Genomic DNA, 25,628 nt, shown 5'->3' on the forward strand with positions numbered 1-25,628 from the left:
GGTGAGGGAACGCGTAGCCCGGATTGCGCTGCGCTCCAGTCGGGCTACGAAGTTAACTTCGTGCGGATAACTTGCCCTGGATGGCGTGGCGAATGGATTTTGCCAGGCTTTCGTCGAGCAGCGGCTTCAAAATCACGTCTTTGACGCCCGCGGCGGCCGCCCGGGCCGAGATGTTCCCGTCGGGATAGCCCGTGATCAGGATCACGGGCGTGTCCTCGTCGGACTGGCGCAGCCGGCCGGCCAGCTCGATGCCGTTAATGTCGGGCATCTTGTAGTCGATCACGTAGCAGTCGGCGCCGGGCTCGCCGGCAGCATTCAGCAGTGCCGCGGCGTTCCGGAAGGTCCGCACGTCGTAGCCGTCGGTCTCCAGCAGGAATCGCAGGGATCCCAGCACGGCGGCATCGTCGTCGACCACGTAGACGGTGGGCTTTGCCGATGGCGCCATTGGCAGCTGCTGATGGTGCGAGCTGATTTCGATCATCCTGATTGGCTAACACAGGCGGACGCAACGGCCTTGACTTGCCTCAAGCCGATCTGCCCCAAGCCGATTTGCCTCAATCTCCCAGCATGCCGGCCCGCATCGCCAGCCGGACCAGTTCCGAGAGGCTGCCCGCCTGCATCTTGGTCATGACATTGGCCCGGTACACTTCGATGGTGCGCGGACTGATGTCGTATTCCCTGGCGATCAGCTTGTTGGAGAGGCCCGCGATGAGCCCCTCCATGACCTGATGCTCCCTGGGACTCAAGGAGGCGACGCGGGCGGCGATATCCTGCGTGATGGCCTCGTTCTTGGCCGCGGGCTCGGCCTGGCGGATCGCGCTCTCGATCATGGCGGTGAGGCGGTCGTCCTCGAACGGCTTTTCGAGAAAGTCGACCGCGCCCAACTTCATCGCCTCGACCGCGAGCGGCACGTCGCCATGTCCGGTCATGATCAGGATCGGGAACGGGCTTTGCTGCGCCTTCATGCGCTTCAACAGCTCGATGCCGTCGAGGCCGGGCATGCGCACGTCGGAGACGACGCAGCCGAAGGCGAGGCCGGGCAGGGCGTCGAGGAAGGCTTGCGCGTTGTCGAACAGCGTGACGCCGAAGCCGCAGGACTCCAGCAGGAAGTTCAGCGAGTCCCGCATCGCGGCGTCGTCATCGATGACGTAGACATGGCCCTTGGTCGTCATTGATCAGTTCTCGTCGGCTGCCGGAAGAGTGAAGCGGAATGTCGCGCCGCCCGATGCGTTGCTCTCGGCCCACATGCGGCCGCCGTGAGCTTCGATGATCGAGCGGCTGATCGACAATCCCACGCCCATGCCGGTGTCTTTGGTGGTGAAGAAGGTCTGGAACAGGTTTGGAATGACGTCGTCCTGGAAACCGGAGCCGGTATCGGAGACCTCGACCTCGATCATGTCGTCACTGATGCGTTTGTTGGCGACGACGAGCTCGCGACTCCTGGATTGCGCCATCGCTTCCAGCGCGTTGCGGAACAGATTGACCAGCACCTGCTGGATCTGCACGCGGTCGGCGAGGACGAGATCGGCGTCCGGATCGAGGCTGAAACGGAGCTGCACGTTCTGCTCGCGCGCACCGGCAAGCCCGAGCGCGCCGGCCTCCTCGATCAGCTTGGACAGGCTCTCGACCCGCTTCTCGGATTCGCCGCGGGAGACGAAGTCGCGCAGGCGCCGGATGATCTGGCCCGCGCGCAAGGCTTGCTCCGCCGCGCGATCCATCGCGCTTTCGATCTTCAGCGTGTTGGGATCGGTGCTGCCGGCCAGCAGCCGCCGCGATCCCTTCATGTAATTGCTGATCGCCGCTAAGGGCTGGTTGATCTCGTGCGCGAGCGCGGACGCCATTTCGCCCATCGCGGTCAGCCGCGAGACATGGACGAGCTCGGACTGCAACTCCTGCAGCCGGGCCTGGGTCTGCTGGTGTTCGGTGAGGTCGCGGACGAAGCCGGTGAAATAGGGCTCGCCGCCGGACTGCATCTCGCCGATCGACAGATGCATCGGGAAGGTGGTGCCGTCACGGCGCTTGCCGGTCACGATGCGACCGATCCCGATGATGTGCGGATCGTGGGTCGTGCGATAGCGCGCGATGTAGCTGTCGTGACGGGTGCGGTCGGGCTCCGGCATCAGGATGCTGACGTTCTGGCCGATCGCTTCCTGCTCGGACCAGCCGAACAGGCGCTCGGCCGCCGTGCTGAACAGCTGCATGATGCCGTGGCCGTCGATGACGATCATGGCATCGGGAATGGTGTGGAGGATGGAGCGGAGGTGGGTCTCGCGCGTGCGCAGCGCTTCCTCCACCTGCTTCTCCTCGTCGATATCGAGGAAGATGCCGCTGAGATGACGCGCGGAGCCGGCGTCGTCGCGAATGACCCCCGCCCGGGCGCGAATCCATTGCCCTCTGCCGGAGGTGCCCCCGACCCTGAAGGACACGTCCAGGCCGCCACCACGTTCGGAGACGCGCTTGATCGCGCTCTCGACTCGCTCGCGGTCCTCAGGCCCGAGGCGTGACAGGAAAACCTCGTAGCTTGCGGGCTGATTTCGCTCGACGCCGAGCAAAGCTCCCGCGGTCTCCGACCAGTCAAGCTCCCGCGTCGTGAGGTCGAGATCCCACGTGCCGACGCCGAATCCTTCGATCCGGACCCGGAAATGCTCGCCCCGACCGTCGTCTGGCGGATGCGTTACGCGGGTCGGCGACAAGCTATTGCTCCCATTCTCCTGCGGCCAGTCCGGTGCCGCGAACGTGGCGGCAATTTCGCCCATGGCCGTGCCGGAGGCAAGTTGGGATGTCTGATTCCGCTGGCGAATTTCCCGCGACGCGGCCGGGCGATTTGATCTATCTCATCCTGCCCTGCGCCGGCGGGGCTAAATTCCGCGGCGGTTCATTGCCCGGAGAGTCCCGATGACATACGCCACCGTGATGGTCAGCCTGGCGCTCGGTCAGCCCAACGAGGCGCGTCTTCAGGTCGCGGGCGAACTCGCCGAACGATTCGACGCGGGGATCGTCGGGGTCGCCGCGGCGCAGTTCGCCCCGCCGCTCTATTTCACCGACGGCGCCGAGGCGCAGGGGCTGATCGATCGGGGCGAGGCCTCGGTCAAGCGTCGCCTTGCCGGGCTGGAGGCGCAATTCCGCGCTGCGACCCGAAATCGCGGCGGCCATGTGGACTGGCGCTGCGCCATGGATTTTCCGGCGCGGTTCGTTGCGGCGCAGGCGCGCTGCGCCGACATCATCGTCAGCGGCGGCCAGAGCACGGTATTGTCCGATGCCTTCGCATTTGCAAGCCCCAAGGACCTGGTGATGCAGGCCGGCCGGCCGATCCTGGTCGTGCCGGACAATGTCAACTGGCTCGATCTGCGCAGCGTGCTCGTGGCGTGGAAAGACACCGCGGAGGCGCGGCGGGCCGTCGCGGATGCGCTGCCGATGCTGCGCAAGGCGAGGGACGTCACCGTCGTCGAAATCCCGGAGGACGACCACGACCATTCGGCGGTGATGGCTGATATCACCGACGTGGCCGCATGGCTCGCCCGGCACGGCGTCACCGCGACCGCGCGCGTCTGCGAGGCGGTCTGGAACCAGAGCGCCGCCGAGCAATTGGAGATTGTTGCCGGCGATGTCGGGGCGGGCCTGGTCGTCGCGGGCGCCTACGGTCATTCGCGATTCAGCGAGCTGATCCTCGGCGGCGTCACCGAGTACCTGGTTACGCAATCCGCCCGCTGCGTGCTGCTGTCGCACTGAGCACGAGGAATCGATGAGGACGCGCCATGTACAAATTTCTTGAACAGACCGTCGACGGCTACATGACGCGCAACGTCAGGACGGTCGCGCGCGACCTCGACATGCTCGCGCTCAGCGAGATGTTCGAGCGTGACGATTTCAACTCCTATCCGGTCGAGGACGACGGGCAGGTGGTCGGCATCGTCACCAAGTTCGACATCCTCAAATGCTTCGCCTTCACGCCGAGCCAGATGCTGCCGCACTATCACGACCTGATGAGCCGCAAGATCGGCGACGTCATGACGCCGGAGTTCATCTATGTCAGTCCCGACACGCGGCTGACACGCGTGCTCCAGATCATGGTCGAGCACCGCATCAGGAGCATCATCGTGCTCGACGGCGCGCAGAACCTGGTCGGAATCATCGCCCGCGAGGACGTCATCAAGGCGCTGAAGGCGACGGCGAGCGACTGAGGCAGTGCCGTAGGGTGGGCAAAGCGAAGCGTGCCCACCATTTCTGTCGCGGTGTTGGATAGATGGTGGGCACGGCGCAAGTGCGCCTTGCCCACCCTACGATTCTGGACTCGCGGAGAGATACCCATCACCCACGTGAGTTTGCCGCACTGTCCTCGCTGCCCTCTCCCGCAAGGCGAGAGGGCACTTCAACTGGCAGCCGCACATGAACCGAAATCCATCTCCCTTGATTTCAATCAATTCCCCGCGAGGGTGAATGTGGTTTCTGGCGGCGTGTTCTTTTCGAGAGAGAATCCGCGATGAGCCAGCCCTCCATCTCCAAAACCATGACGACAGGCGAAAGCGGCCTGGCTGTCGTGTTCGCGGTCACCGCCTTCCTTTGCGTGATCGCCGCGGCCAAGGCGGTCGATACACCCTTCGCCTTCCATGCCGCGCTGAGCGCTGTGGCGAGCCTCGCTGCGGTGTTCTGCATCGTCAACCGCTACTTCGATCGCCCGACGGCGCTGCCGCCGGCAGAGATCAACGGCCGCCCCAACTACAATATGGGCCCTATCAAGTTCTCCTCTGTCATGGCGATGTTCTGGGGCATTGCCGGCTTCCTGGTCGGCCTCATCATCGCCTCGCAGCTGGCCTGGCCGGCGCTGAACTTCGACCTGCCCTGGACCAGTTTTGGCCGTCTGCGTCCGCTGCACACCTCCGCGGTGATCTTCGCCTTCGGCGGCAATGTGCTGATCGCGACGTCGTTCTACGTCGTGCAGAAGTCGTGCCGCGTTCGCCTTGCCGGCGATCTCGCGCCCTGGTTCGTCGTGGTCGGCTACAACTTCTTCATCCTGGTCGCCGGTACGGGCTATCTGCTCGGCGTCACCCAGTCGAAGGAATATGCCGAGCCGGAATGGTATGCCGACCTCTGGCTGACCATCGTCTGGGTCACCTACCTGCTGGTCTTTCTCGCCACCATCATCAAGCGCAAGGAGCCGCACATCTTCGTCGCGAACTGGTTCTATCTCGCCTTCATCGTGACGATCGCGGTCCTGCATCTCGGCAACAATCCGGCGCTTCCGGTCTCGGCGTTCGGCTCGAAATCCTATGTCGCCTGGGGCGGCATCCAGGATGCGATGTTCCAGTGGTGGTACGGCCATAACGCGGTCGGCTTCTTCCTCACCGCCGGCTTCCTCGCCATCATGTACTACTTCATCCCGAAGCGCGCCGAGCGGCCGATCTATTCCTACCGCCTGTCGATCATCCATTTCTGGGCGCTGATCTTCCTCTACATCTGGGCAGGTCCGCACCATCTGCACTACACGGCGCTGCCGGACTGGACGCAGACGCTTGGCATGACCTTCTCGATCATGCTGTGGATGCCCTCCTGGGGCGGCATGATCAACGGCCTGATGACGCTGTCGGGTGCCTGGGACAAACTGCGCACCGATCCCGTGCTGCGCATGCTCGTGGTCTCGGTCGCCTTCTACGGCATGTCGACCTTCGAGGGCCCGATGATGTCGATCAAGGTGGTGAACTCGCTCAGCCACTACACCGACTGGACCATCGGCCACGTGCACTCGGGTGCGCTCGGCTGGGTCGGCTTCGTCTCCTTCGGCGCACTCTATTGCCTGGTGCCGTGGGCCTGGAATCGCAAAGAACTCTACAGCCTGAAACTCGTCAACTGGCACTTCTGGATCGCGACGCTCGGCATCGTGCTCTACATCTCGGCGATGTGGGTGTCCGGCATCCTGCAGGGCCTGATGTGGCGTGCCTACACCTCGCTCGGCTTCCTCGAATATTCCTTCATCGAGAGCGTCGAGGCGATGCATCCCTTCTACATCATCCGCGCCGCCGGCGGCGGGCTGTTCCTGATCGGCGCGCTGATCATGGCCTACAATCTCTGGATGACCGTTCGCGTCGGCGAGCAGGAAGTCCAGATGCCCGTCGCGCTTCAGCCGGCGGAATGAGGAGCTTTCCATGTCGTTCTGGACACGCCACCAAATCTTCGAAAAGAACTCGATCATCCTGATCGTCGGCATTTTGCTGGTGATCGCGATCGGCGGTCTCGTCGAGATCACGCCGCTGTTCTACCTCAAGAGCACGATCGAGGCGGTCGACGGCGTCAGGCCGTACACGCCCCTGGAGCTCGCGGGACGCAACGTCTATGTCCGCGAAGGCTGCTATCTCTGCCATTCGCAGATGATCCGGCCGCTGCGTGACGAGGTCGAGCGCTACGGCCATTTCTCGCTCGCCGCCGAGAGCATGTACGACCACCCGTTCCAGTGGGGCTCGAAGCGCACTGGTCCCGACCTTGCCCGCGTCGGCGCAAAATACTCCGACGACTGGCACGTCACCCATCTGACCAACCCGCGCGCGATCGTGCCGCAGTCGGTAATGCCGGGCTATCCGTTCCTCAGCGCAACAGAGGTCGACTCCGATACGATCGCCGACCATATGAAGACGCTCAAGGCGATCGGCACGCCCTACACCGACGACCAGATCGTCAACGCCGGTGCCGACATGAAGGCGCAGGCCGATCCCGACAATGCCGGAAGCGATGCCTTCACCAAGCGCTACGCCAAGGCCGTCGTGCGCAATTTCGACGGCAAGCCCGGCACGCCGACCGAGATGGACGCGCTGATCGCGTACCTGCAGATGCTCGGCACGCTGGTCGACTTCAAGATCTACAACGAGAAAGCCAATCTTCGCTGAGAAGGCATCACGATGAAAGCCATCCTGACACTCGACAATCTCGCGTCCGGTCTCGTGACCACGATCTGGACGCCGGTGTTCGTCGCGATCTTTCTCGCGATCATCGCCTACGCGTTCTGGCCCCGCAACAAGGCCGCCTTCGACGAAGCAGCCCACCTGCCGCTGCGGGAGGAGTAAGACATCATGACCGATCATCATGGCGAATTTGATTCCGTCACCGGCAAGTCCACGACCGGACATGAATGGGACGGGATCAAGGAGCTCAACACCCCGCTGCCGCGCTGGTGGGTGATCTCCTTCTACCTCACCATCATCTGGTCGATCGGCTACTGGATCGTCTATCCCGCCTGGCCGCTGATCTCGAGCAATACAACCGGCCTGTTCGGCTATTCGACGCGCGCCAGCCTCGGTGTGGAGCTCGCCAATCTCGAGTCTGTCCGCGGCGAGAAGATGGTGGCGTTGGCGGCGGCGCCGCTCGCCGACATCGAGAAGGACCCGGCCTTGCTGGCGCTCGCCCGCGCCAAGGGCAAGACCGTGTTCGGCGACAATTGCGCACCGTGCCACGGCTCCGGCGGCGCCGGTGCCAAGGGGTTTCCGAACCTGAACGACGACGACTGGCTGTGGGGCGGCACGCTCGACCAGATCATGCAGACCATCCAGTATGGCGCGCGCTCCGGCCACGCCAAGGCGCATGAGGGCCAGATGCTCGCCTTCGGCAAGGACGGCGTGCTGAAGGCGGATGAGATCGTCACGGTCGCCAATTATGTCCGCGCATTGTCGGGCCTTCCGACCCGCAAGGGCTATGACGCCGCCAAGGGCGAGAAGATTTTTGCGGAGAATTGCGTCGCCTGCCATGGCGACGGCGGCAAGGGCAATTCGGAGATGGGCGCACCCAACCTGACCGACAAGATCTGGCTCTACGGCTCGGACGAGGCGACGCTGATCGAGACCATCAGCCAGGGCCGCGCCGGTGTGATGCCGGCCTGGGAAGGGCGGCTCGACCCCGCCACCATCAAGGCGATGGCGGTCTATGTCCACTCGCTGGGCGGTGGCAAGTAGCGGATATCGGGACGGGCGGGGGCGAACAAAAGTGCCCCCGTTTGAGCTGGATCAACTGACGCGCTCGCGTCGGGTCTAGGTTTAATCGCACCTTTTCGAGAAGTTCTAGAGCGATGAACAAGACCGTGAACCCGAACGAACTCACATCGGACGACGACAACGGGCCGCTCTACGTCGCCCAGAAGAAAGTGTATCCGCAGAGCATCTCCGGCACGTTCCGCCGGATCAAATGGGGCCTGATGGTGCTGTGCCTCGGCGTCTACTACCTGCTGCCCTTCGTTCGCTGGAACCGCGGCCTTGGCGCGCCAAGCCAGGCGGTGCTGATCGACCTGCCCAACAGCCGCTTCTATTTCTTCTTCATCGAGCTGTGGCCGCAGGAGGTCTACTACTTCACCGGCCTGTTGATCGTGGCCGCGGTGGCGCTGTTCCTGATGAACTCCGTCGGCGGCCGCATCTGGTGCGGCTATCTCTGTCCGCAGACGGTATGGACCGATTTGTTCTACGCCGTTGAGCGTTTCGTCGAGGGCGACCGCCGCGAGCGGATGAAGAAGGACAAATCATCCGGCCTGACGCTGCGGCGCATCAGCGAGCTCGCACTCAAGCATACGATCTGGCTCATGATCGCGTGGTGGACCGGCGGTGCCTGGGTGCTCTATTTCAACGATGCACCGACGCTGGTGAAGGAGCTCGTCACCTTCCAGGCGCCTGTCATCGCCTATATCTGGATCGGCATCCTGACCGCGACGACCTATGTGCTCGCCGGCTACATGCGCGAGCAGGTCTGCACCTATATGTGCCCGTGGCCGCGGATCCAGGCCGCGCTCACCGACGAATGGGCGCTCAATGTCACCTATCGCTACGACCGCGGCGAGAAGCGCACCTCCGTCAAGAAGGCGGCCGAGCTGCGCGCGCAGGGCGAGCATGTCGGCGACTGCGTCGACTGCTATCAATGCGTCGCGGTGTGCCCGACCGGCATCGACATCCGCAACGGGCCGCAGCTCGAATGCATCCAGTGCGGGCTCTGCATCGACGCCTGCGACAACGTGATGACCAAGATCGGCCGGCCGAAGCGGCTGATCGGCTATGACAACGACATCAACATCCGGCGCCGCCGGGCAGGCAAGGCGCCGGTCTATCGCATCGTCCGTGCCCGCACCGTCGTCTACAGCGCGATCATCGCGGCGGTCGGCGGCATCATGCTCTATACGCTGGCGACCCGCAGCCTGCTCGACATCAACGTGCTGCACGACCGCAATCCGGTCGCGGTCAAACTCAGCGACGGCTCGATCCGCAACGCCTATACGGTGCGGTTGCTCAACAAGAGCGGCTACGACCGCGTCATCGCGATCGACGCGTACGGTCCGGTCAATTTGACCACGCATGTCGTCGGCGCCGATTCCGTGACGCCTGATCGGCCGATGATCGTGATCCCGCGCGATAGCACCAGCGAGTTGCGCCTGCTGGTCACCGCGCCGGCCGACGGCAATCCGGAGAAGTCGATTCCTGTGCGCTTCCACGTCACCGATATCGGCCTCGGCGAGGTCGCCACCTCCACCGACAATTTCGTCGTGCCGTAAATTCAGGAGACCACCATGGCCACCAAGCCGCTGACCGGAACAAAAGTGTTCCTGATGCTGGTCGCCTTTTTCGGAATCGTGATCGGCGTCAACGTGACCATGATGAAGCTCGCGATCGCGACGCTGCCAGGCACCGACGTCGATAGTCCTTATGCTGCTGGCCTCAGCTATGACCGCGAGATCTCCGCGGCGCAGGGTCAGGCCGCGCGCAAATGGAAGGTCGGCGCGCATATCGAGCGGCGCGCCGATGGCAATGCCGTGCTTCAGGTCGAGGCGCGCGACGCGGCGGGCCAGCCCGTGACCGGATTAAAGTTCGGCGGGCGCCTGGAGCGGCCGACCGACAAGCGCGCCGATCTCGCGGTCGAGCTGTCGGAAGCAGGCGTCGGAATCTATCGCGGCAATGCCGCCGCCGTTGCACCAGGGCAGTGGGATCTGGTGATCGAGGGCGAGGCGCGGGGACAGCGTGTGTTCATGTCGCGCAACCGCGTGATCCTGAACTGAGGGACATCGTCATGCAGTTCACGCGGGATTTCTCTCATTACGTCCGCGCCGCGGGCGAGGGCCTCCAGCATATCGATCTCGCGGTCGAGGGTGTTCACTGCGCCGGCTGCATGGCCAAGATCGAGCGCGGGCTCTCCGCCATTCCCGACGTCACGCTGGCGCGCGTGAACCTCACCGACCGGCGCGTTGCGCTGGAGTGGAAAGAAGGCACGCTCGACCCGGCGCGTTTCATCGACCGGCTCGCGGAGCTCGGCTACAAGGCCTATCCCTATGAGACCGAAAGCGCAGAGGCGACGGAAGTTGCCGAATCCCGCTTCCTGCTGCGCTGCCTCGGCGTCGCCGCCTTCGCCACCATGAACGTGATGATGCTGTCGATCCCGGTGTGGTCGGGCAATGTCTCGGACATGCTGCCCGAGCAGCGCGATTTCTTCCACTGGCTGTCGGCGTTGATCGCGTTGCCGGCGGCAGCCTATGCCGGACAGCCGTTTTTCCGCTCGGCTTGGCGCGCGCTGTCGAGCAAGACCACCAACATGGACGTGCCGATCTCGATCGGCGTGTGCGTTGCGCTCGGCATGTCCGTGGTCGAGACCATTCATCACGCCGAGCACGCTTATTTCGATGCGGCGATCATGCTGCTGACCTTCCTGCTGGTCGGCCGTTTCCTCGACCAGAACATGCGGCGGCGGACCCGCGCGGTCGCCGGCAATCTCGCGGCGCTGAAGGCGGAGACCGCGGCCAAGTTCGTCGGGCCCGACGAGATTTCGCAGGTGCCGGTCGCGGCGATCCATCCCGGCGACATCGTCCTCTTGCGGCCCGGCGAGCGCTGCGCGGTCGACGGCACCGTGATCGAAGGCCGTTCCGAGATCGACCAGAGCCCGATCACCGGCGAGACACTCTACGTCACGGCCGGGCGGGGCACGCCGGTTTATGCGGGCTCGATGAACATTTCGGGCACGCTGCGGGTGCGGGTCTCGGCGGCGTCGGAGGCGACGCTGCTCGCCGAGATCACGCGATTGCTCGACAACGCGCTGCAGGCTCGCTCGCGCTACATGCGGCTCGCCGACCGTGCTTCGCGGCTCTATGCGCCGGTGGTGCATGCAACCGCGCTCATCACCATTTTGAGCTGGGTCATCGCCGGCGCGAGCTGGCACGATGCGATCGTGACCGGTGTTGCGGTGCTGATCATCACCTGTCCCTGCGCGCTGGGCCTTGCCATTCCGACCGTGCAGACGGTCGCGTCGGGCGCAATGTTCAAGGCGGGCGTGCTGCTCAATTCGGGCGACGCCATCGAGCGCCTCGCCGAAGCCGACCATATCATTTTCGACAAAACCGGCACGCTGACGCTGCCCGATCTCGATGTGATCAACGCGGCCGACATTCCCGCCGACATTTTTGAGCTTGCTGGCCGCCTCGCGCTGTCGAGTCATCATCCGGTCGCCGCCGCAGTCACGCAGGCTGCCGGCGCGCGATCGCCTGTCGTCGGCGCGGTCGAAGAGGCCGGGCAGGGCGTCCGTGCAACGGTCGACGGCATCGAGATTCGCTTGGGACGTCCTTCCTTCTGTGGCGCCGAGGGCCTCGTCGGGTTGACCGACGATCTCGACCCCGAGGCCTCCATCGTGGCGTTCAGCAAGGGCAGCGCAAAATTCATCCTCTCGGTGCGTCAGGGCCTGCGTCCGGATGCGCAAGCCGTGATCGCGGCGCTGAAGGCGCGCAACGTCGGCATCGAGATCCTCTCCGGCGACCACGAGGCGGCGGTGAGGGCGGCCGCGCACGCGCTCGGCATTCCCGAATGGCGCGCCGGCGTCACACCGGCCGACAAGATCGCGCGGATCGAGGAATTGGAAAAGCGCGGCGCCAAGGTGCTGATGGTCGGCGACGGCATGAACGATGCGCCCTCGCTGGCGGCCGCCCACGTCTCGATGTCGCCGATCTCGGCCGCGCATCTGAGCCAGGCCACCGCCGATCACGTCTTCCTCGGCCGGCCGCTGGCCCCCGTCGTTGCCGCCATCGATTCCGCGCGCAAGGCGCTGCATCTGATGCGGCAAAATCTCTGGCTTGCGATCCTCTACAATGTCCTCGCCGTGCCGGTCGCGATCAGCGGCGTCGTGACGCCGTTGATCGCGGCGGCGGCCATGAGCGGATCGTCGATCCTGGTGATGGTGAACTCGTTGCGTGCGCGCGGCAACTCGCGGGAGAGCCTGTGATGGAAATTTTGGTCATCCTGGTACCGCTGGCGCTGATGCTCGGTCTCGCCGGTCTCGCCGGCTTTCTGTGGTCGCTCCGGAGCGGCCAGTACGACGATCTCGACGGCGCAGCCTGGCGCGCGATTGCGGACGACGAGCCGCCGCAGGAGGCGCCGGCAAAGCGTTAACGCTCCGCCGGTTCCGTAGCTTTCCGCCCCCCTTCCCAGACGTTGATTGCTGGACGGCCGATGGTCGTCGGGCGTAACAATGCCGCAGGATTTTGCGTAAGGCTCTCTGGAGCAGGAGCGTGACGAGCATGCAGGGGAGTGCCGAGGTGTGCAGGCATAACGACCTGCCGGGACAGATCGTGCTGGTGCTGCAGGGCGGCGGCGCACTCGGCGCCTATCAGGCGGGCGTCTACCAGGCCCTGCACGAGGCCGGTATCGAGCCGGACTGGGTCATCGGCACCTCGATCGGCGCCATCAATGCGAGCCTGATCGCCGGCAATGCGCCGGAGAACCGGCTCGCGCGTCTGAAGGAATTCTGGAAGCGGATGGAGCAGAATCCGGCCTGGCCTCTACCAATCGGCATTCCCGGCTTTGACGACAAGCTTGCTTATTGGTCGACCGTCACCCACGGCATTGCCGGCTTCTTCCAGCCCAATCCGCTGGCGCATGCCGGCGAGACCTATCCGCTCGGCGCCGATCGCGCCGGTTACTATTCGACAGCGCCGCTGGAGAGCACGCTGCGCGATCTCGTCGATTTCGGCCTCGCCAGTCGCGGCGCGCCGCGACTCACGGTTGGTGCAGCTCATGTCGGCACCAGCCAGATGCGCTATTTCGACAGCCGCGACGGCGAGCTGACGGTGAAGCATGTGATGGCTTCCGGCGCGCTGCCGCCTGCGTTCCCGGCGGTACGCATCGACGGCGAGCTCTATTGGGACGGCGGCATTTTGTCGAACACGCCGACGGAAGCCGTGTTCGACGACAATCCACGCAGGGATTCGCTGATTTTCTCGGTGCATCTCTGGAATCCGGTCGGTGCCGAACCGACGACGATGGGCGAGGTGCTGAGCCGGCACAAGGACGTGCAATATTCCAGCCGGATCGCGAGCCAGATCGAGCGTCAGCAGCAGGCCCATCGCCTGCGCCACGTCATCAATCAACTCGCGGCGCGACTGCCCGAGAGCGAGCGCAGCGATCCCGCGGTGATGGAGTTGATGAGCTACGGCTGTCCGACCCGCATGCATGTGGTGCGGCTGCTGGCCCCGCAGCTCGACCGCGAGACCCATACCAAGGATATCGACTTCAGCCCGTCAGGAATTACGCGGCGCTGGCACGCCGGCTACGCTCACACGAAGTCGGTGCTCGCGCGCAAGCCGTGGATCGGCGAATTCGACCCGCTCGCCGGCGTGGTGCTGCACGAGCATTTGGATGAGATGCCGATGGCCGCGGAGTAGGGCTGCATCAGCCGTTCATCGAATTGCCACAGGCATTGCGGATCGTCCGTCGTTGTCCGCCTTTGAAAGGCCGTGCAAGTGGTGTCCGGAAACGATCTGGAACTGGCGCTCGACAAGGTCCGCGCTGACGCGGCGGGACCGGTCCCCGGCGTGTTCGGTCCCTCCTCGGTCACCTGGCGGATCGACCGGGAGGCCGTCATCTTCCTCGGTGCCGGCCGCGCGCTGCTACTGCAACTGGCCCATCCCTGGGTCGCGGCTGCCATCGCCGAGCATTCAAAGACCTTTGCCGATCCGATCGGGCGCTTCCATCGTACCTTCGACATCGTCTTTGCCATGGTGTTCGGCTCGCTCGACCGGGCCTTGCTGTCGTCGCGACAATTGCACCGGCGCCATTCGATGATCGTCGGCGAGATGTCGGAGACGGTCGGCCCGTTCGCGGCGGGCTCACTCTATTGCGCCAACGACATCCCCTCGTTGCGCTGGGTTCACGCCACGCTGGTCGAGACCGCACTGATGGCGCACGATCTGGTCCTGCCGCCGCTCTCCGCCGAGGAGCGCGAGCGCTACTGGACGGAGAGCCGGACGTTTGGCGCGCTGTTCGGACTGACGGGCGATGATTTGCCGGCGGACTGGGCCGGCTTTGCTGCCTACACCTATGCGACGGCGCAGTCGGACACGCTGACCGTCAGCCCGCCGGCGCGCGAGATCGCGGCGCAGATTTTTGGCGGCGCGCGTCCATGGCTGCGGCCGCCGCGATGGTATCGTGCGATCACGGCGAGCCTGCTGCCGGGGCCGTTGCGCGCCGGATTTGGGTTTGAGCTGGATGAGCGGGACAAGAGGTCTGCCGACAACGCGCTGAAATGGATCAGGCGGGTCTATCCGAAATTGCCGGACCGGCTGCGCTATGTCGGTCCCTACCAGGAAGCGCAGGCGCGATTGCGCGGCGAGCTGCAGCCTGACTGGATGACGCGCTGCCTCAACCGCGCCTGGATCGGCCGGCCGCAGATGGATGTGCGCGGGAAGGGGTGAGAGCCACGCTCGTGTCCCGGACAAACCGGAACGCGTAAGCGTTGCGGCGCAGAGCCGGGACCCAGAGGCCACGAACTCCGTCGAGATATGGGCCCCGGCTCAGCAGTGCACCGTCAAGAGACGCTGCGCTGCGTCCGCGGCACGAGAGTGGGGGTGAGGCGCACGCTCTCCCCATCGTCATTGCGAGGAGCTCTCGCGACGAAGCAATCCGGGCTGTCTCCGCGGAGGGATTCTGGATTGCTTCGCTTCGCTCGCAATGACGGAGTGTGGCGAAGCGCCGTGGGCTCACACCGCCGCCAGCTTCCGGTACAGCGCGCTGTAGCTGCCGGCCGAGATGCTCCAGGAGAACGACCGGCCCATCGCGCTGCGGCGCATGGTGTCGAGCTGGTCCTGGGCCATGAAGGCCTCGAAGGCGCGGCGGACGCCGCCGAGGAAGGATTCGTGCGAGGGTTTTGAGAACAGGAAGCCGGTCTCGCCGTCGGTGATGGTCTCGGCGAGGCCGCCGGTCTGGTGGCCGATCGGAAGCGAGCCGAAGCGCTGGGCATACATCTGGCTGAGACCGCACGGCTCGAAGCGTGACGGCATCAGGGTAAAATCGCTGCCGGCGAAGATGCGCCGCGCCTGGGCGTCGTTGAAGCCGATCGTGACGCCGATGGCGTCCGGGCGGCGGCGATGGGCGTCGACCAAGGCCTGTTCGAGGGCGGGCTCGCCGGAGCCGGTGACCACGATCTGGCCGCCGGCGTCGATGATCTCGTCGGCGGCTGCCAGCACGAGGTCGATGCCCTTCTGGTGCACGAGCCGCGCGACGATGCCGAACATCGGCCCGCGCGACACCGCAAGCCCGAACTGCTTGCGCACGTAATCCGCATTGGCCTTCTTGCCGATCCAGTCGCCGGCGCCGAATTGCTGGGCGAGCTGCGCGCAGGAGCGCGGGTCCCAGCTCTCGTCGATGCCGTTGAGGATGCCCGTCAGCTCGGAGGCGTCGGAGCGGACGCGGAGCAGACCTTCGAGGCCGCAGCCGAATTCATCCGTGGTGATTTCCCGCGCGTAGGTCCCGCTGACGGTGGTGAGGTGCGAGGCGTAGACGAGGCCGGCCTTGAGGAACGAGAGCTGATCGTAGAACTCGACGCCGTCGATGTGGAAGGAGCTCTCGGGGACGCCGATCCGCCGCAGTGAGTCCTTCGGGAAGAGGCCCTGATAAGCGAGGTTGTGGATCGTCAGGATCGACGGCAGCTTGCTGCCGCGCCAGGCGAGATAGGCCGGCACGAGCGAGGCCTGCCAGTCATTGGCATGGATCAGGTCTGCTGCCCAATTCTTGTCCAGCTTGCCCATGGCAAGCTCAGCGGCTGCCGAGGCGAAGCGCGCGAAGCGGATGTCGTTGTCGGGCCAGTCGCGCCCGGACTCGTCGCCATAGGGATTGCCGGGCCGGTCGTAGAGTTGCGAGCACAACAGCACATAGACCGGCAGGCCGTCCTTGGTCGCGGCCCGGCCGAGCGAGCAGGCCGGCATCTCCGCGAACGCCGGACAGCGGCCAACGATCTGTATATGGGTGAGTTGCTCGATGATGTCGCGATAGCCGGGCAGCATCACCCGGATATCGGCGAAAGGGCGAAGGGCTCTCGGAAGCGCGGCGGAAACGGCTCCGAGTCCGCCGACGCGGACGAAGTCGTCCATCTCTGTCGTAACGAACAAGACCCTCAAGAACTGCTGCCCTCATCCGATCCCGTTTGCTGCTATGCAAGAACGGGTCCAGTTGCCCTGGAAATTCTCAGCCTGCCCACCAGACGCGTCCGTTCGGTAAAGACTTTCCTACTCAGCCGCCGCCCTCTAGGGTCGGCGCATCAACAAGAGGGAACATTGATTGTTCCTAAGGGACGGGCCGGGGATGCAACTACAAGATAAGCACGAACAGACGACGACAAGGGCTTTCGCTGGCCTGCGGGTCCTGGATTTTTCGACCACCATCGCCGGTCCCCATTGCGCGCGGATGCTCGCCGACATGGGCGCCGAGGTCATCAAGATCGAGACCGACGGCGGCGAGACGATGCGGACCCGGCCTCCGCTGCGCAAGGGCTGCAGCACCGTGTTCGGCCAGCTCAATGTCGGCAAGAAGAGCGTGGTGCTCGACCTCAAATCCGAGGACGGCAGGGAGGCGGTGCGACGGCTGGTCGCGGCCGCGGACATCCTGGTCGAGAACTTTCGGCCAGGCGTGATGCGCCGCCTGCGGCTGGACTACGACAGCCTGCGTCCGGTCAATCCCAAGCTGATCTATTGCTCGATCTCCGGCTATGGCCAGAGCGGTCCCTCGGCGGAGTTGCCGGCCTACGCGCCGGTGATCCACGCAGCCTCCGGCTACGACATGGCGCATCTCGCCTACCAGCCCGGCCGCAACCGTCCCGATTATTGCGGCATCTACCATGCCGACGTCGTCACCGGCACTTACGGCTTTGGCGCGATTGCGTCTGCGCTTTATCAGCGCACCGTGACCGGCCTTGGTCAGCACATCGACGTCTCCATGCTGGAGTCGATGTTGACGCTGACGGTGATCGAGTTGCAGAGCTCGCAATTCGCGGTGAAGCCGCCGCCGCGCCCGATGTTCGGGCCGACCGAGACCGCCGACGGTTACGTCATGATCACAGTTGCGAGCGAGAAGACGTTTCAGTGCCTGATGGGCGTGATCGGCCGCCCCGAATGGATTTCCGATCCGCGCTTCTCCAGCTATGCGCCACGCCGCGAGAACTGGGCGGACATGATGGACGGCGTCGAAGCCTGGTCCCGGCAGCTCTCGACCGATGCTTGTCTCGTCGCGCTTGGAGCGGCCGGCGTGCCGGCCTCGGCCTATCGCACCGTGTCCGAGGCGCTGGCTGATCCGCAGCTCGCACACCGGCAGGCGCTCTCGTCGGTGGAGGACGGAGGCGGTGCGTTCCAGGTGCTCAATCTGCCGTTCCGGATGTCGGGTGCCGACACCACGCCGGCGAAGACGATGGCCGTGCTCGGCGAACACACGCGCGAATTGCGCGACGAGGTTGGCCTCGCCGATGAGGCGCCAACTCCCTCGGGCAAAACGGCCGTGCAGGGCTGACGAACGGCGTTGTGCAGCAAGCAATGCGGCTTTGCGCGTGGTCGGCTTGCCATCATCGGCCGGTGTAAACTAGACAGGTCCAGGTTTGTCTCGCCTTGCCGGCCGTGGCATGGTGGCGCGACAACAACAAATACGCCGGGAGGATTCCGATGAAGAGTTTCAAGGTCGCTGATTTCAAGGCGCCGCTGCAGGAGTTCGACGAGGCGACACCGCAGCCGTCGGGCACGCAGGTGCTGATCAAGGTCAAGGCCGCCGGCGTCTGCCACAGCGATCTCCACATCTGGGAAGGCGGCTACGATCTCGGCCACGGCCGCAAGCCGCTGTCGCTGAAGGACCGCGGCATCAATCTGCCGCTGACCATGGGTCACGAGACGGTCGGCGAGATCGCGGCCTTCGGCCCGGACGTGAAGCCGACCGACCAGGGCGATCTGAAGCTCGGCGATGTCGGCCTCGTCTATCCCTGGATCGGCTGCGGCAAATGCGCGACGTGCCTGGCCGGTGACGAGAACATGTGCCTGACGCCGCGCTCGCTCGGCGTCTATTGCGACGGCGGCTATTCCGATCACATGCTGGTGCCGCATCCGCGCTATCTGCTGAATCTGAAAGGGCTCGATCCCGCGTCGGCTGCGCCCTACGCCTGTTCGGGCGTCACCACCTACAGCGCGCTGAAGAAGGTCGAGCAACACTTTGACACGCCGATCGTGATGTTCGGTGCCGGCGGCCTCGGGCTGATGGCGCTGTCGCTGCTCAAGGCGATGGGCGGCAAGGGCGCGATCATGGTCGACATCGACGGCAGGAAGCGCGAGGCCGCGGAGAAGGCCGGCGCGCTCGCGACCGTCGATCCCAAGGCGCCGGACGCGCTGGAGCAACTCGCCAAGAAAGCGGGTGGCCCGATCCGCGCTGTGATCGACCTCGTCGGCAACGCCGCGACGACACAACTTGGTTTTGATTGCCTCACCAAGGGCGGCAAACTCGTCATCGTCGGCCTGTTCGGCGGCGGCGCGACCTGGGCACTGCCGCTGATTCCGATCAAGGCGGTGACGATCCAGGGCAGCTATGTCGGAAACCTGCGCGAAACGCAGGAGCTGCTCGATCTCGTGCGCGCCAAGAACGTCGCCCCGATCCCGGTGACGAAGGCGCCGCTCAACAAGGCCAACGACGCGCTGGTGCAGTTGCAGCAGGGCGCGGTGGTTGGCCGCACCGTGCTGACGCCGTAGTTCGACGCTCTCTCCTCGTCATTGCGAGCGAAGCGAAGCAATCCAGAAATCCCTCCGCGGACGCAGTCTGGATTGCTTCGTCGCAAGGGCTCCTCGCAATGACGAGGCTACACTTTCCTTCATACAGGAACCTCCATGTCCGCAAACAACGCCTTCCACATTGCCGTGCTCGCCGGTGACGGCATCGGTCCCGAAGTCATGGCGCCGGCGATCGAAGTCCTGCGCAAGATCGAACAGAAATCCGGCTTGAGCTTCCGCTTCACCGAGGCGCCGGCTGGCGCCAACAATTATCTCGCGACCGGCAAGTCGATGCCTGACACCACCATCAAGCTCTGCGAGGAAGCCGACGCGATCCTGCTCGGGGCCTGCGGCCTGCCGTCGGTGCGCTACCCCGACAACACCGAGATCGCTCCGCAGATCGAGCTGCGCTTCATCTTCGATCTCTATGCCGGTGTGCGCCCGGCGCGGCTGATTCCGGGCGTGCCGAGCCCGATCGTCGGCGCCGACCAGCGCGGCATCGATCTCGTCGTGATCCGCGAGTCCACCGAAGGCCTGTTCGCCTCGATGGGCAAGGGCGTCGTGACGCACGAAGATGCACGCGAGACCATGGTGATCACGCGCAAGACCTCCGAGCGTCTGTTCGAGTTTTCGTTTCGCCTCGCCGAGCGGCGCAAGGCACGCGGCAAGCCGGGCATGCTGACCTGCGTCGACAAGGCGAACGTGTTCAAGGCGTTTGCCTTCTTCCGCGGCATTTTCGACGAGATCGAAAAGAAGCATCCTGATGTGAAGACCGATCGGCTCTACGTCGATGCCTGCTCGGCGATGCTGGTGAAGCGGCCCTGGGATTTCGACGTGATGGTGATGGAGAACATGTTCGGCGACATCGTCTCCGACATCACCGCGAGCCTGATCGGCGGCCTCGGCATGGCGCCGTCGGCCGACATCGGCGACAAATATGCCGTGTTCCAGCCGTGCCATGGCACAGCACCCGATATCATGGGGCAGGGCAAGGCCAATCCCACCGGCATGATCCTGTCGGCCGCGATGATGCTGGACTGGCTAGCCGACAAGCACGGCGTGGAGGGCGCGGCGGAAGCTGGCGAGACGATCGAGCGCGCGGTGGATCAGGTCTATGCCGGCGGCATCAAGCCGATGGAGTTCGGTGGCAGCAACGGCACGGCTGATATCACGAAGGCGGTGCTGGGGGCGTTGTAGCCATCGCGACAAGAAAAAAGGGGCCTCGCGGCCCCTTCGTCGTTTACCAGCGGCGCCAGTGGCGGTGGCCCCAGCCCCACGGACGCGGGCCGTAGAACCGGCGCGGGCCGCCGTAATAGCCATAGGCGCCGTAATAGTTCGGACGCCACCAGCAGCGGCCCCACGCGTTGCAGACCATGCGCACCTGATCGATGTTCGCGGCCGGACCGCTAGCGATCCGATCGGCCTGCGGAATGCCGTTCGGCATCGCCGCGAGCGCTTGTCCCGACGCCAGCGCCACGCTGCCGAGGGCAGCCAGACTAAGAACAGCAAGTTTCAGTTTCATCGTCATCTCCCTCGTTGGTGGCGAGAGAACTTTTGACGGATCAACTGGTTGCTATAGCGGCGAGCTGCGCGAGGAATTTAATCTTCCTGAATAAAGGTTCAGCTTACTTCCCCTGAAACTGCGGCTTGCGCTTCTCCATGAAGGCCTGGCGGCCTTCGCGAAAATCGGCGCTGTCCATGCAGGCGTTGCCGATCGCCTTGATCGCGTCCGTGTCGCGCTGGCTTTCGTCCTTCAGCACCTGCGCGATGGTGAGCTTGGCCGCCTTGATGGCGAGCGGGGCGTTTTGCGAGATCGTCTCGGCGATCGCCATCGTCTCGCCCCAGAGCTGGTCGTCCGGGATCACGCGCTCGACCAATCCGATGCGCAGCGCCTCGGCGGAATCGATGCGCATGCCGGTGTACATCAGAAGCCGCGCCCAGGACGGGCCGACCAGTGACACCAGGTGCTTCAAACCGTCATAGCCATAGGCGATGCCGAGTTTTGCGGCGGGAATGCCGAACTGGCTGCCATGCGCGGCGAGGCGGATGTCGGCAAGCATCGCAACCTGCATGCCGCCGCCGAGACAGAAGCCCTCGATGCAGGCGATCGTCGGCTTGGGATAGTCGGCGAGCAGCGTGCGCTGGACGGCGCTGCGCTTGCCGTATTCCTCGGACGCTGCCGCGTTGTGACGCGTCTTCTCGAACTGGCTGATGTCGGCGCCCGAGACAAATGCCTTGCCGCCGGCCCCGCGCAGGATTACGACGCGCACCGCATCGTCGTCGCGCAAGGCCGTCAGCGCCTCGCCAAATCCTTCCCACATCTCGAGCGACATCGCGTTGCGCTTGTCGGGGTTGTTGAAGGTGATGACGCCGACGCCGCTGGCGGTGTGCTGGAGGATCTTGCCGTCGGCGTAGGATTTTTCGTTGGAGAGATCAGGCATCGCGCGCTCGCTTGTCGGTGGCCGGGCGCAATGTGCGGCCGGGCTGCGGCCCGGGTCAACCGCGGCGAGGGAGGCGGCTTTGCATCCGCCTGTGCCGCGATTGCATGGCGCGCTGGCTGCGCTACTGCGCCATGTGCGCTGTCAGCGGATGGCCGGCGGCCTTGCCGAAGAACGCGGCCTCCTCGGCGGTGGCCTCGAGCAACTGCTCGTCCTGGTTATAGACGTCGTTGCGGAACTGGATGGTCTGGTCCTTGGTCATCCACGCGGTGAGGTAGATCCAGGCCACCGGCACCTTCTTTGCCATGGCGACGTCGAGATGCTGGCCGGTGGCGATCTCCGTATCGATCGCGGCGCGGCTCCATTTCGGCTGGTCCTTCAGCAGCCACGCCGCGAGATCGCGCACATTGTCGACGCGCGAGCAGCCGTGGGAATCGAAACGGTAGTCGTCGCTGAACAGATTTCGCTGGTTGGTGTCGTGCATGTAGACCGAATAGGGGTTCGGCATGTCGATCTTTACCGCGCCGAGCGCGTTGAAGGTGCCGTTCTGCTGCCGCACGGTGAAATTCGGTGTGTGCGTGCCCGACCAGTCGACCGAATGCGGGTCGATCGGATTGTCGTGGCCGTCGAGCACCTCCATGTGCATACGCGACAGATAGGTCGGATCTTTCCGCATATGCGCGGAGATCTCGGTCTTGGCGATCGAGGACGGCACCGTCCATGTCGGGTTGAGCACGACGCTGCTGATCTGCGCCGTCAACGTTGGCGAGGGTTTTTCGGTCTTGCCGACGATGACGCGATAGCGCCGCATGACGACGTCGTTCTCGACCGCCTCGGCGAAGGCGGCGGGAATGTTGACCACGACATAGCGCTGGCCGAAGCCGAAATTCATGTTCTCGAGCCGCTCCAGCGAAGCCTCGAGCTGGCGGATACGCTTCTGCACGGAGACGTTCATCGCCGTGAGCGTGCGCGGCGTCATTGTGCCTGTCGGCGCCAGCCCGTGGCGGGCCTGGAAGCGCTTCACCGCGTCCGCGAGATCCTGGTCGAAGGCGCCGCTGGCCTTGTCGGCGGCGAGATCGCCGGAGACGATCAGGCGCTTGCGCAGCAACTCGTCATTGGCGCCCTGGATGCCGAGCGCGAACTTCGCATCCGCCGGGATGGTCGGCCAGCCGCCGCGCACCGCAAGGTCGGAATAGCTCAGCGCCGCGTCCTTGATCCGCTGGGCCGTCCCCTCGTCATAGGTCGGCTCGTGCGTCATCGCGAGCGCCGCGGCCGAGCGGCTCTCAGCCGTCGATGTGGGTGTTGCGGCAGCTTTCGGCGCGGCCGCATGAGCCGGATTGGCTGTGGCCGGCACCGTGCCGGCCGAAGTTGCCGGCTTCGGACCGGCTTGGCCCGTGGTCTCGGTTTGCGCAAGCGCGGAGGCGCTGGCGAACAGGCCCACCGCGAACAGATTTACGGCAATGATCACGGCATGGCGCTTCGACATCAGTCTTGTCTTCCCCATGAGGACGGGGCCCGGACGGGCCGCGTATTGGCAATTCCCGGTCGCCGCGCCACGTGCGCCGATGGGTAAAATCGGCGGGACGTTAGGCCATCAATGTTGAGGTCCCATTAAGCACGGCAGTCGAACGCCCCGCGCGTGAAGTCGCGGAGGCTCTCGATTAGGTCGCAGCAAAGGCGGGATGGGTTCGCGACAACCGCGCGCGATGGCGGGGAAAAGCCAAGAAAAAGGGGCGGTCAGACCGCCCAGGACGGGCCACGCGCGGACAGCGCGCGGGCCAGATCTGACCCAGTTCGTCTGATCCGGTCGGTCTCGTTCAATCCGGCCGCGCCCCCGCGACGCGGCGGATTGAACATCGGCCGTAACGGCCAGACCGTCGATCGATCAGGCTTCGTTCGCCGCGATCGATTCCATCAGCGAGACGAGCTGACGCTGCACCGTCTGATCCTTGATCTTGCTGTAGGCGCGCAGCAGGCGGAGGCTGAAGGCCGAATCGAGGAACAGCAGGCTCTCGACTTCGCGCGCCTTGTTGTCGCCGTCGTAGAAGAAGGTCACCGGCACATCGAGGGCGGTGGCGATCTGCTGAAGGCGGGCCGCGCCGACGCGATTGACACCCTTCTCGTATTTCTGGACCTGCTGGAAGCTGACGCCGAGCTTGTCGCCGAGCTCAGCCTGCGAGATCTTCATCTCGACGCGCCGCAGACGGATCCGCTTGCCCAACTCAATGTCCGGCTTGCCGGCACTGCGCTGCTTCATTCTCTTCGCCGCTGTTTTCATTCGTTTTCTCATCGTTCTTCGGTTGAAAATCCCCCGAAGAGGTGGGTCAGGGGTTCGCCCATGTACGAGTCCTTGAATTCATGCGGATGCACGAATTCTTCCTTAAACCACGGGAATCGCGCCGGATTGAAGGCTTCGATCAGCCAGTCAATCATGTGCCGCACTCTCGGTATCCGACCGCTACCGGGATGGTAGGACAGCCAGATATCCAGCGGTCTGTTCAGCTCGACCTCCAGTGGAATCAACTTCCCGCCAAGCGCGATGGCATAGCTCGGGAATACGCCTATTCCGGCTCCATTCGCGACAGCCCAGTAGTTGGCGCTTGAGACGTTGGTTTTCATGACCAGCAGGTCACGTTCCGAAACGCCCGGGAAGAAGCTCTCAAAGGTTTCCTTGGCGGCGAGCTGGTCGGCGAATTGCAGCACCAGGCGGTGCTTGATCAATTCGTGGGCCGAGCGCGGTGTGCCATATTTCTCGAGGTATTTTTCCGAAGCCCAGAACATCAGATGCATGCGGCCGAGCCGCACCAGCTTGACGTCGAGCGCGGACGGGCGCGACAGATGGATAGCGACGTCGGCCTCGTGGCGGGAGACGTCGGCCGAGCGCATCGCGCAATGCAGGTCGACCAGGATTTTCGGATAGGCCTGCTGGAATTCGACCAGCCGGGGAGCTAGCCAGAACGTCCCAAGTCCCTCGGTCACGGCGACGCGAACCTCGCCGGACAGGGCATTGGCCGTCGAATCGCTGGTGCGCAGCACGTCGAAGGCGGCCGCCTCCATGCGCTCAACAGCAGAGACCACCATCGCGCCCTCGTCGGTCAGATGGGTGCCGTGGACATCGCGGGTGAACAAGGTGGTGCCGGTCTGGCGTTCGAAATCATCGATTCGGCGGCGGACGGCGTTGATCGACAGGGACAGGCGTTCCGCCGCCGAGCGGAAACTTCCGCGTCGAACGACTTCCAAGAATATCCGCGCCGCATCCCAATCGGAGAGGCCGCTGATATTTGCCTTTAGGCGTTCTTCCAATGGAACGCCCCTTTCCGCCAAGGAGTGCATACAAGTCCCTTCAGGTTGCTAAACTGGCAGAATCTCGTGCAAACCACAACCACGACGGGTTGGGGAACGACGAGTTTTGAACGTCATCCTTACTGCGTCGCGGGTGGTATTCGAGTGCGGCCAGGACGGGGAATGAGGTTGGGAATCGGGCAGTTTATCGCCCGGCTGAGGGGTGTCGCGTGAGTTCCGTTGCGAGCCTTGAGATGGCTACGGGATTGTCGGCGCTGTCCGCGATGGACGGTCTCGCGCGAGAGGTGCCGCCGAGGTCCCGGATGGATCAACCACAGGTCCTCCGGCGTCTTGTCTCCGGCGGTTTCTCCGATCGCCAACAGCGCAGCGGCGCAATGGTCGCGGAAACTGCGGTTTCAGCGCAGAAACACATTGAAATCATGTTCGGAGGCGCAGGAGCCTCGTGCTATCCTTGGTTCTCCATGGGGGCCGAAGGGATCACCACCAACACGTCTCACAGGCCGAATTAACGGAAAGAACGCCGTGTCGCATTCAGACGAACAGTTGCAGTCGGTGCTGGAAACGCTTGAGGAGTGCCGCAGGGCGCTCAACGAGATGAACAGCCGTGAGTCGGCCGAGCTGCTGTCCATCGTCATCCTCGACGTGCGGATGAAACTCAAAGGAATTGACGGCGCCGATCTCAAGGCGCTGTGCGACGAAATGCTGCGGAGCGCCGGAAGCGAACCGCAGCCCCCTTCCAAGCAGACGCAGGACCAGCCCCGGCGTCCGCTGCTCCGCGTGGTGAAGTAGCCGCGCCGCCTGATCTCGCTTTTTGGCGAGATTTGTGCGCGTCCCGATGCCGCATCTGTGATCACGGACGGCATCGGGAGGAGCCCTGGTTTTATGCG

Annotated in this window: 25 protein-coding genes; 16 read left to right on the forward strand and 9 right to left on the reverse strand. The window is 64.5% G+C overall.

From position 1 onward, the window contains the following. Window positions 1-52: 52 nt before the first annotated feature. From B5V03_RS19155 to fixL, 3 genes are all read right to left on the reverse strand, one after another. Window positions 53-481 carry a response regulator gene (locus B5V03_RS19155; RefSeq protein WP_129271955.1) on the reverse strand — a complete coding sequence of 143 codons (429 nt, stop codon included), beginning with the start codon at window positions 479-481 and terminating at the stop codon, window positions 53-55. 73 nt (window positions 482-554) lie between these two features. Next, window positions 555-1,172, reverse strand: a complete 618-nt coding sequence (gene fixJ, locus B5V03_RS19160; protein WP_129271956.1) for a response regulator FixJ — start codon at window positions 1,170-1,172, stop codon at window positions 555-557. A 3-nt stretch (window positions 1,173-1,175) separates the two neighbouring features. Further along, window positions 1,176-2,693 (reverse strand): sensor protein FixL, encoded by a 1,518-nt coding sequence (gene fixL / locus B5V03_RS19165; protein WP_129271957.1) that lies wholly within the window; start codon window positions 2,691-2,693, stop codon window positions 1,176-1,178. 202 nt (window positions 2,694-2,895) lie between these two features. Between fixL and B5V03_RS19170 the strand changes: the two genes are divergently transcribed. The 12 genes from B5V03_RS19170 to B5V03_RS19225 all read left to right on the forward strand — a co-directional run bounded on the left by B5V03_RS19170 (window position 2,896) and on the right by B5V03_RS19225 (window position 14,683). Beyond that, window positions 2,896-3,729, forward strand: a complete 834-nt coding sequence (locus B5V03_RS19170) for a universal stress protein (RefSeq protein WP_129271958.1) — start codon at window positions 2,896-2,898, stop codon at window positions 3,727-3,729. 26 nt (window positions 3,730-3,755) lie between these two features. Then, window positions 3,756-4,181, forward strand: a complete 426-nt coding sequence (locus tag B5V03_RS19175; protein ID WP_129271959.1) for a CBS domain-containing protein — start codon at window positions 3,756-3,758, stop codon at window positions 4,179-4,181. 299 nt (window positions 4,182-4,480) lie between these two features. Continuing rightward, on the forward strand, window positions 4,481-6,130 hold the full coding sequence (ccoN, locus tag B5V03_RS19180; protein WP_129271960.1) for a cytochrome-c oxidase, cbb3-type subunit I: 1,650 nt from the start codon (window positions 4,481-4,483) through the stop codon (window positions 6,128-6,130). Window positions 6,131-6,140: 10 nt separating this feature from the next. After that, window positions 6,141-6,875: a cytochrome-c oxidase, cbb3-type subunit II gene (ccoO, locus tag B5V03_RS19185; protein WP_129271961.1), complete on the forward strand. Its 735-nt coding sequence runs from the start codon at window positions 6,141-6,143 to the stop codon at window positions 6,873-6,875. A 12-nt stretch (window positions 6,876-6,887) separates the two neighbouring features. Further along, the gene (locus tag B5V03_RS19190; protein ID WP_015687703.1) at window positions 6,888-7,052 is read left to right on the forward strand and encodes a CcoQ/FixQ family Cbb3-type cytochrome c oxidase assembly chaperone; all 165 of its coding nucleotides are present in this window, start codon (window positions 6,888-6,890) and stop codon (window positions 7,050-7,052) included. Between the two features lie 6 nt (window positions 7,053-7,058). Then, a complete protein-coding gene (ccoP, locus tag B5V03_RS19195; RefSeq protein ID WP_129271962.1) occupies window positions 7,059-7,934 on the forward strand; it encodes a cytochrome-c oxidase, cbb3-type subunit III in 876 nt (291 codons plus the stop codon). Window positions 7,935-8,047: 113 nt separating this feature from the next. Continuing rightward, window positions 8,048-9,511: a cytochrome c oxidase accessory protein CcoG gene (gene ccoG / locus B5V03_RS19200; protein WP_129271963.1), complete on the forward strand. Its 1,464-nt coding sequence runs from the start codon at window positions 8,048-8,050 to the stop codon at window positions 9,509-9,511. Window positions 9,512-9,526: 15 nt separating this feature from the next. Continuing rightward, complete coding sequence (locus B5V03_RS19205) at window positions 9,527-10,012, forward strand: FixH family protein (protein WP_129271964.1); 486 nt, start codon at window positions 9,527-9,529, stop codon at window positions 10,010-10,012. Between the two features lie 11 nt (window positions 10,013-10,023). Then, window positions 10,024-12,216 (forward strand): cation-translocating P-type ATPase, encoded by a 2,193-nt coding sequence (locus tag B5V03_RS19210; protein WP_129271965.1) that lies wholly within the window; start codon window positions 10,024-10,026, stop codon window positions 12,214-12,216. Then, entirely contained in the window at window positions 12,216-12,383 is a 168-nt protein-coding gene (gene ccoS / locus B5V03_RS19215; RefSeq protein WP_129271966.1) for a cbb3-type cytochrome oxidase assembly protein CcoS, read from the forward strand. Before B5V03_RS19210 ends, ccoS begins: the two co-directional genes overlap by 1 nt. A 128-nt stretch (window positions 12,384-12,511) precedes the next feature. After that, window positions 12,512-13,654 (forward strand): patatin-like phospholipase family protein, encoded by a 1,143-nt coding sequence (locus tag B5V03_RS19220; protein WP_129272042.1) that lies wholly within the window; start codon window positions 12,512-12,514, stop codon window positions 13,652-13,654. 78 nt (window positions 13,655-13,732) lie between these two features. Beyond that, window positions 13,733-14,683 (forward strand): oxygenase MpaB family protein, encoded by a 951-nt coding sequence (locus tag B5V03_RS19225; RefSeq protein ID WP_164988137.1) that lies wholly within the window; start codon window positions 13,733-13,735, stop codon window positions 14,681-14,683. Window positions 14,684-14,968: 285 nt separating this feature from the next. On the opposite strand, the gene glgA is transcribed toward B5V03_RS19225, so the two are convergent. After that, window positions 14,969-16,384, reverse strand: a complete 1,416-nt coding sequence (glgA, locus tag B5V03_RS19230; RefSeq protein WP_129271967.1) for a glycogen synthase GlgA — start codon at window positions 16,382-16,384, stop codon at window positions 14,969-14,971. 184 nt (window positions 16,385-16,568) lie between these two features. On the opposite strand from glgA, the gene B5V03_RS19235 reads away from it, so the two are divergent. The 3 genes from B5V03_RS19235 to B5V03_RS19245 all read left to right on the forward strand — a co-directional run bounded on the left by B5V03_RS19235 (window position 16,569) and on the right by B5V03_RS19245 (window position 20,197). Next, window positions 16,569-17,765, forward strand: coding sequence for a CaiB/BaiF CoA transferase family protein (locus B5V03_RS19235; protein WP_129271968.1), 1,197 nt, complete (start codon window positions 16,569-16,571; stop codon window positions 17,763-17,765). A 149-nt stretch (window positions 17,766-17,914) separates the two neighbouring features. Beyond that, window positions 17,915-18,982: an alcohol dehydrogenase gene (locus B5V03_RS19240; protein WP_129271969.1), complete on the forward strand. Its 1,068-nt coding sequence runs from the start codon at window positions 17,915-17,917 to the stop codon at window positions 18,980-18,982. Between the two features lie 135 nt (window positions 18,983-19,117). After that, entirely contained in the window at window positions 19,118-20,197 is a 1,080-nt protein-coding gene (locus B5V03_RS19245) for an isocitrate/isopropylmalate dehydrogenase family protein (RefSeq protein WP_129271970.1), read from the forward strand. A gap of 43 nt (window positions 20,198-20,240) precedes the next feature. On the opposite strand, the gene B5V03_RS19250 is transcribed toward B5V03_RS19245, so the two are convergent. The 5 genes from B5V03_RS19250 to B5V03_RS19270 all read right to left on the reverse strand — a co-directional run bounded on the left by B5V03_RS19250 (window position 20,241) and on the right by B5V03_RS19270 (window position 24,771). After that, on the reverse strand, window positions 20,241-20,522 hold the full coding sequence (locus B5V03_RS19250) for a hypothetical protein (protein ID WP_129271971.1): 282 nt from the start codon (window positions 20,520-20,522) through the stop codon (window positions 20,241-20,243). A gap of 103 nt (window positions 20,523-20,625) precedes the next feature. After that, the gene (locus B5V03_RS19255) at window positions 20,626-21,441 is read right to left on the reverse strand and encodes an enoyl-CoA hydratase (protein WP_129271972.1); all 816 of its coding nucleotides are present in this window, start codon (window positions 21,439-21,441) and stop codon (window positions 20,626-20,628) included. Window positions 21,442-21,562: 121 nt separating this feature from the next. Further along, window positions 21,563-22,924, reverse strand: a complete 1,362-nt coding sequence (locus B5V03_RS19260; RefSeq protein ID WP_129271973.1) for a L,D-transpeptidase family protein — start codon at window positions 22,922-22,924, stop codon at window positions 21,563-21,565. Window positions 22,925-23,323: 399 nt separating this feature from the next. Continuing rightward, window positions 23,324-23,695 carry a helix-turn-helix domain-containing protein gene (locus B5V03_RS19265; RefSeq protein WP_045008888.1) on the reverse strand — a complete coding sequence of 124 codons (372 nt, stop codon included), beginning with the start codon at window positions 23,693-23,695 and terminating at the stop codon, window positions 23,324-23,326. 29 nt (window positions 23,696-23,724) lie between these two features. Next, the gene (locus B5V03_RS19270; protein WP_129271975.1) at window positions 23,725-24,771 is read right to left on the reverse strand and encodes a LysR family transcriptional regulator; all 1,047 of its coding nucleotides are present in this window, start codon (window positions 24,769-24,771) and stop codon (window positions 23,725-23,727) included. A gap of 492 nt (window positions 24,772-25,263) precedes the next feature. Between B5V03_RS19270 and B5V03_RS19280 the strand changes: the two genes are divergently transcribed. Then, complete coding sequence (locus B5V03_RS19280) at window positions 25,264-25,530, forward strand: hypothetical protein (protein WP_129271976.1); 267 nt, start codon at window positions 25,264-25,266, stop codon at window positions 25,528-25,530. Window positions 25,531-25,628 lie beyond the last annotated feature (98 nt).

This window comes from Bradyrhizobium betae, assembly GCF_004123905.1.
GTDB lineage: Bacteria > Pseudomonadota > Alphaproteobacteria > Rhizobiales > Xanthobacteraceae > Bradyrhizobium > Bradyrhizobium betae_A.

Coding starts and splice junctions, on each gene's coding strand:
- B5V03_RS19250 (WP_129271971.1), bottom strand. CDS start 20,522: ATGAAACTGAAACTTGCTGTTCTTAGTCTGGCTGCCCTCGGCAGCGTG.
- B5V03_RS19155 (WP_129271955.1), bottom strand. CDS start 481: ATGATCGAAATCAGCTCGCACCATCAGCAGCTGCCAATGGCGCCATCG.
- B5V03_RS19245 (WP_129271970.1), top strand. CDS start 19,118: ATGTCCGCAAACAACGCCTTCCACATTGCCGTGCTCGCCGGTGACGGC.
- ccoS (WP_129271966.1), top strand. CDS start 12,216: ATGGAAATTTTGGTCATCCTGGTACCGCTGGCGCTGATGCTCGGTCTC.
- B5V03_RS19170 (WP_129271958.1), top strand. CDS start 2,896: ATGACATACGCCACCGTGATGGTCAGCCTGGCGCTCGGTCAGCCCAAC.
- B5V03_RS19220 (WP_129272042.1), top strand. CDS start 12,512: ATGCAGGGGAGTGCCGAGGTGTGCAGGCATAACGACCTGCCGGGACAG.
- B5V03_RS19260 (WP_129271973.1), bottom strand. CDS start 22,924: ATGTCGAAGCGCCATGCCGTGATCATTGCCGTAAATCTGTTCGCGGTG.
- fixJ (WP_129271956.1), bottom strand. CDS start 1,172: ATGACGACCAAGGGCCATGTCTACGTCATCGATGACGACGCCGCGATG.
- B5V03_RS19240 (WP_129271969.1), top strand. CDS start 17,915: ATGAAGAGTTTCAAGGTCGCTGATTTCAAGGCGCCGCTGCAGGAGTTC.
- ccoN (WP_129271960.1), top strand. CDS start 4,481: ATGAGCCAGCCCTCCATCTCCAAAACCATGACGACAGGCGAAAGCGGC.
- B5V03_RS19235 (WP_129271968.1), top strand. CDS start 16,569: ATGCAACTACAAGATAAGCACGAACAGACGACGACAAGGGCTTTCGCT.
- B5V03_RS19265 (WP_045008888.1), bottom strand. CDS start 23,695: ATGAAGCAGCGCAGTGCCGGCAAGCCGGACATTGAGTTGGGCAAGCGG.
- B5V03_RS19175 (WP_129271959.1), top strand. CDS start 3,756: ATGTACAAATTTCTTGAACAGACCGTCGACGGCTACATGACGCGCAAC.
- ccoG (WP_129271963.1), top strand. CDS start 8,048: ATGAACAAGACCGTGAACCCGAACGAACTCACATCGGACGACGACAAC.
- B5V03_RS19255 (WP_129271972.1), bottom strand. CDS start 21,441: ATGCCTGATCTCTCCAACGAAAAATCCTACGCCGACGGCAAGATCCTC.
- B5V03_RS19190 (WP_015687703.1), top strand. CDS start 6,888: ATGAAAGCCATCCTGACACTCGACAATCTCGCGTCCGGTCTCGTGACC.
- B5V03_RS19210 (WP_129271965.1), top strand. CDS start 10,024: ATGCAGTTCACGCGGGATTTCTCTCATTACGTCCGCGCCGCGGGCGAG.
- ccoO (WP_129271961.1), top strand. CDS start 6,141: ATGTCGTTCTGGACACGCCACCAAATCTTCGAAAAGAACTCGATCATC.
- B5V03_RS19205 (WP_129271964.1), top strand. CDS start 9,527: ATGGCCACCAAGCCGCTGACCGGAACAAAAGTGTTCCTGATGCTGGTC.
- B5V03_RS19270 (WP_129271975.1), bottom strand. CDS start 24,771: ATGCACTCCTTGGCGGAAAGGGGCGTTCCATTGGAAGAACGCCTAAAG.
- ccoP (WP_129271962.1), top strand. CDS start 7,059: ATGACCGATCATCATGGCGAATTTGATTCCGTCACCGGCAAGTCCACG.